Raw genomic sequence first — 4,950 nt, 5'->3', positions numbered from 1 at the left:
CAAACCGGGACTATCGAATATTCAACATTCGAAGTAACCACTAGTGGGGATAAGCAAGTCGGGACAGAATATCATTGCGCTGATATTAGTATCTACGATTCTGGTGACCTGTTGATCACTGAAACTAGTAAACAGACGACTGCGGTGTTGCAGTATAAACTGGTTGGCACTTCGACTTGGTTAGATGGTCCATCGAAGATGACTGTGAACGGGATAGCGTCGGATGTTTGTTTCACTCAAACCAAAGCTGGCACCTATGATGTGCGTGGTTGGGTGGCGTCTAAAGAATCAACCTATGTGACTGGTTCGGCTAGGCAGGTCACGTTTGTGGCTGGGGATGTGGATTTGTCTAAGTCAACATTCGTAGTTTCACGTGACCCGGTGTTAGCCCTAGGGGATGCCTCGAATTTCCATACCGCCACGGTCCATTTAGTCGACACGTATGGGAACGGTGTTAAGAGTCAGGGTGTGACGTTCACTGTCGCTCAAGGATCAGCTACCGTACCCGGTCCGTGGTTCGAAGCTGACAAGGCGGCTGCGACTATCGACGTGACCACGTGTGAAGCGGCCACCTCGACAGCTGCCTGGTGCACGGAAGATGGGTTTGTTCAAGTTCAGATCCGTTCTGAGGAACCAGGTACGTTCCCGGTCGGTGCGACTATGACAGTGGGTGGCGCTCAGATTCCTGCTAATGACACGAACGTGCGGCAAGTGTCGTTTACGGCTGGTGACGTTGACCCGTCAAAATCTAGGTGGACTGTGACACCAGACCCGACAGCTGCTTCAACCAAAGTGGTGGCTGGGACTTCTGACACTTATGCCATCAGCATTGAGGTCAGGTCACTGTATGGGATTTTGAAGGATGGGGCTTCGGTTCGTCTGGACCTATCTGATCCGGCCGTCGATGGGATTGTCACGGCTAACGAGTCGATGCCACAGGTGACTGGCACGCCAACGATCGACCAGTGGGGTGTGTTCACCTTCCATGTCAAAGCCACCACACCGGGCACTTACACCTTCCCGGTGCAGGTCCAGTTGTCTAACGGGTCTTGGGCCAATATTGAGCAGATCGCGCCACTAGCCACATTGGAGTTTGTCGCTGGGCAAGGGTCAGCTAAGAACTCTGTCCTGTCGATTACCACTACTGGCAACAAAGCGGCTGATGGGACCGAGTTCCATACTGCTCAAGTGTTGGTCAAGGACGATATGAACAACCTGGTTGACGGGCAAGACGTGTTCTTCACTTTCAACCCGGTAGGTGCCAGCCCAAGTTACTGCACCGCGGTGTCTAACGCGGCTGGTGTTGCCACATGCGACTTCACCTCGACAGTGGCTGGCACTGTCACAGTGCACGGCTACCTGGGTAGTGCAGCGGCGGCCTTGAACGAGGTGACTGATTCACCCAAGACAGCCGAGTTCGTGGCCGGCCCAGTCGATTGGGCCAAGACACTGAATTCACTAGAGACTAAATCTGCCGCCAGCGCCGCCGATGGTTGGGATCTGGGTTGGGCCCGCGTGACGGTCCAAGACTCAAAGGGCAACACGATTAGTGGCGTGCCAAACGTCTGCTTCAACCTGATGTATGCCCATCCCACGCCGCCGGCCAACCCGGCCGGACCGCGCTGGGACGACGGCAACAGCGCTGGTGTCAACGCTCCTGGGCTGTATGGCGCCGTCCCATCGATCTGCGGCACCTCTGGCACCAACGGTGTGGTTGAGGTGAACGCCGCTTCGATCTATCCCTCGACTGGGGACGGTTTCGCAGTCAGGGCCAGTAACGGCACAGCGCCGGGCGCTCAAATGACCGATGTCCAGCATCAGAAGTACCTGAAATACACCCTGAATGTGGTTGACCCGACAAAGTCATATTTCACGGTCGAACAAACCGACCCAGCCACCGGCGACGCGGTCGCCAACGGCAGCGACTATTACACGGTGAAGGCCTACTTGAATGACGCAGCTGGCCACCCGGTCAATGGTGGTGGGGCCTCGATCAGTTTGAGCCCGGCCGTGGCCGCAGGTCAGCCAGTGATTTCTGGTGGCACCGGCCTGACGGCTGGCACTGACGGTACCGCCACGAAGACAATCACCTCAACGCTAAAGGGAACCTGGACTGTCAAAGTGTTGGTTGGCGGCGAAGCGCTTGGTCTGAACGCGCCGGTACCAGTCCAGACCCCACCGGCAGTGACATCGGGATCAATTGCGTTTGTGGCCGGTCCGGCTTGCGCCACCAACTCGAAGCTAACCGATGCCGGTATCGCATCGTTCGCTAACGGTACGGACACGCAGAAGATCACCGCTGAGGTGCGTGACTGCTTTGGTCTGAACAGCACCGGCAACCTGGTCTCTGGTCAAGACGTAGTTTTCACTATTCCAGCCAATGTCACTGCCAAGGGCACCGGTCCTGGTGGTAGCGACCAGCCTGGCCCAGCCAGCGTCACAGTTCCAACTGGTTCGACCGGTTTGCTTGACGGCATCGCTGAACTGAACCTGGTTTCGACCAGGGCTGGCAACTATGACGTGACCGCTACCATCAACGCCGCGCCAATCTGGCGGGACGGCGTGAATGGCGCCCCAGCCGTGGCCCGGTTCAAGGCCGGCGGCCCGGATCAATCGACGTTTGAAGTAACCACCACGGGTGGTAAGGAAGCTGGAGTCGAATCCCATTGCGCTGATATCGAGGTGTTGGATGCGTCCGGCAACTTGGTTGACGATGCTGCCGCACCGATCCGGACATATCTGGAGTATCGCCTAGCTGGCAGTTCTGATCCTTGGCAGGTTGGCGCCTGGAAGGACACTTCAGGTGGTCAGGCCTCCAATGTCTGCTTCACTCGGCAGAAGGCCGGCACTTATGACGTACGCGGCATGGTTGCAAACGTCGAGTCGCTGTATGTGACCGGTTCGGCCAAGCAGGTCACATTTGTGGCCGGTCAGGTTGATTACACCAAGTCAACCTTCGAGGTGAGTGACAACTCGGTTCTGGCCACTGGGCTGCCAGCTCATTTCCATACCGCCACCGTCAAACTGGTTGACCAGTTTGGCAATGGGGTTACCGGTGAAGCTGTCCAGTTGGTGGTGGATCCGGGTTTGTTGACCATTCCCGGTCCTTGGTTTGGATCAATCGAGTCCGCTGCATCGGTAGACGGGGTGACTTGTGATGCCTCGGCGGCTACGGCCCCGGCCTGGTGCACCGAGGACGGTCTGTTCATTGCCGAAATCCGTTCGAAAGTGCCCGGCACCTTCGATGTGACTGCGACTAGTGGCGCTAACAAGATTCCTGACCCGAACAACACCCGGCAAGTAGCCTTCCAGTCCGGGCCGCCGTCGCTGGCCAACTCGAAGTGGACAGTGTCGCCTGATCCAACCGATCCGGCCACCAAGGTTGTGGCTGGTGCCGGTGGTGGTACTTACGCCATCACGCTGGAGATCCGTTCGGCTGCCAACATTCTGGTGCCTCACGCTTCGGTCAGGTTGGATCTGTCCGGTCTGCCAGAGTTGTCGACAACTACGGCCAACCCGAACCAGACCGGCACGCCGCTGCGTGACGCCTGGGGCATGTACACCTTCTATGTCAAGTCGACTTCGCCCGGCACCTTCTCCTTCCCCGTCCAGGTCATGGAGGAAACCGGGGATTGGGGGACCATCGAAACGATGGCGCCGATGGCGACGCTCAAGTTCACTTCCGGGCCGGCAGCGGGCCCCATGTCTTGGTTGGTTGAGCCGGGGGTTTCGCAGGAAGTTGGCACCGACCAGGTGGTCGAGGCCAGGGTCTACGACGCTAACGGTTTCCCGGTCGAAGACGGCACTGAAGTTGCCTTCACAGTCCCGCAGGATGTCACCGCCAGGGGCGTTGGCGGTGCGGCTGATACGACTGGCGGCCCAGGGGTGGTTGTCACCAGGACAACGGTCGGTGGGATTGCCACCTTAACGGTGGTCTCGCAGACGGCTGCCCAGGGCGGGGCGGATGACGCCTTTGTGGTCAGGGGCCGCATAACTGCGAGTGATGAGTCCATCGCGACCATCCGCCAGGCCTCAGCCCCAACCGTGACTGGTCCTGTGCTGCGGACCAACGCCGAGGCGCACGTCTGGTGGCGCAGCGGCGTGGCCAGCAAGACCAAGTCGGTCTTGTCGATCACCACGACTGGCACCAAAGTGGCCAACGGGGTCCAGGTCCATACTGCTCAAATCCTGGTCAGGGATGACAGTGACAACCCGGTGGGCGGTCAGGATGTGTTCTTCACCTTCAACCCGGTTGGCCTGGCTGATTCGACCTGCTCCGCAACGTCCAATCCTTCAGGTATCGCCACTTGCGATTTCGCCTCAACGGTGGCGGGCACTGTCACGGTGCACGGTTACCTGGGTGGCACGGCTGCCGGCGATGAAGTGGCCCAGTCACCGAAAACAGCAGTGTTCGTGGCCGGTCCGGTAGACCCACAGAAAACGGTCGATTCTTTGACGACAGAGTCTGGTGCGGCCAGGGCCAATGGCACCCAGTCACGTTGGGCCAAGGTCACCGTCCAAGACCAATACGGCAACCCGATCGATGGCCAGCCGGTTTGCTTCCACCTGTTGTGGGCTGAGGCAACCTCTGGCCTGGCTAACGGGCCACTATGGGATAACGCCTTGAACGGTCCAGCCATCAAATGCCACACCTCTACCGGTGACGGCACGGCCACGGTTTTGGGTTACTCGTATTACGCGTCACCAGCCAGTGACCTGGATGGTTACGATGTCAAAGCCAGGTTCGATGTCGGTTCGACCAGCTACTACTCAGCTGAAGCCAAGAAGATTGCTTACACCAATGACGCGCCAGTGGCGGAGAAATCATGGTGGACCGTAGCCAAGACGGGGTCCAACCCTGACCCTGGCAAGGTCCAGGCCAACGGCACCGATTCGTATACGGTCACGGTGAACCTGCGGAACATCGAAACCGGCTCGGTTTACATGGGT

1 protein-coding gene is annotated in these 4,950 nt (G+C 58.5%); it reads left to right on the top strand.

All coding sequences use genetic code 11. The features are described from left to right. Positions 1 to 144: 144 nt before the first annotated feature. Positions 145 to 4,950: Ig-like domain-containing protein (locus FWD29_09775; GenBank protein MCL2804217.1), on the top strand; the 4,806-nt coding region annotated here is incomplete at its 3' end.

Source organism: Micrococcales bacterium (assembly GCA_009784895.1).
GTDB lineage: Bacteria > Actinomycetota > Actinomycetes > Actinomycetales > WQXJ01 > WQXJ01.
Note: the sequence above shows the minus strand (reverse complement) of the source record. Positions and strands in the feature narration are given on the sequence as shown.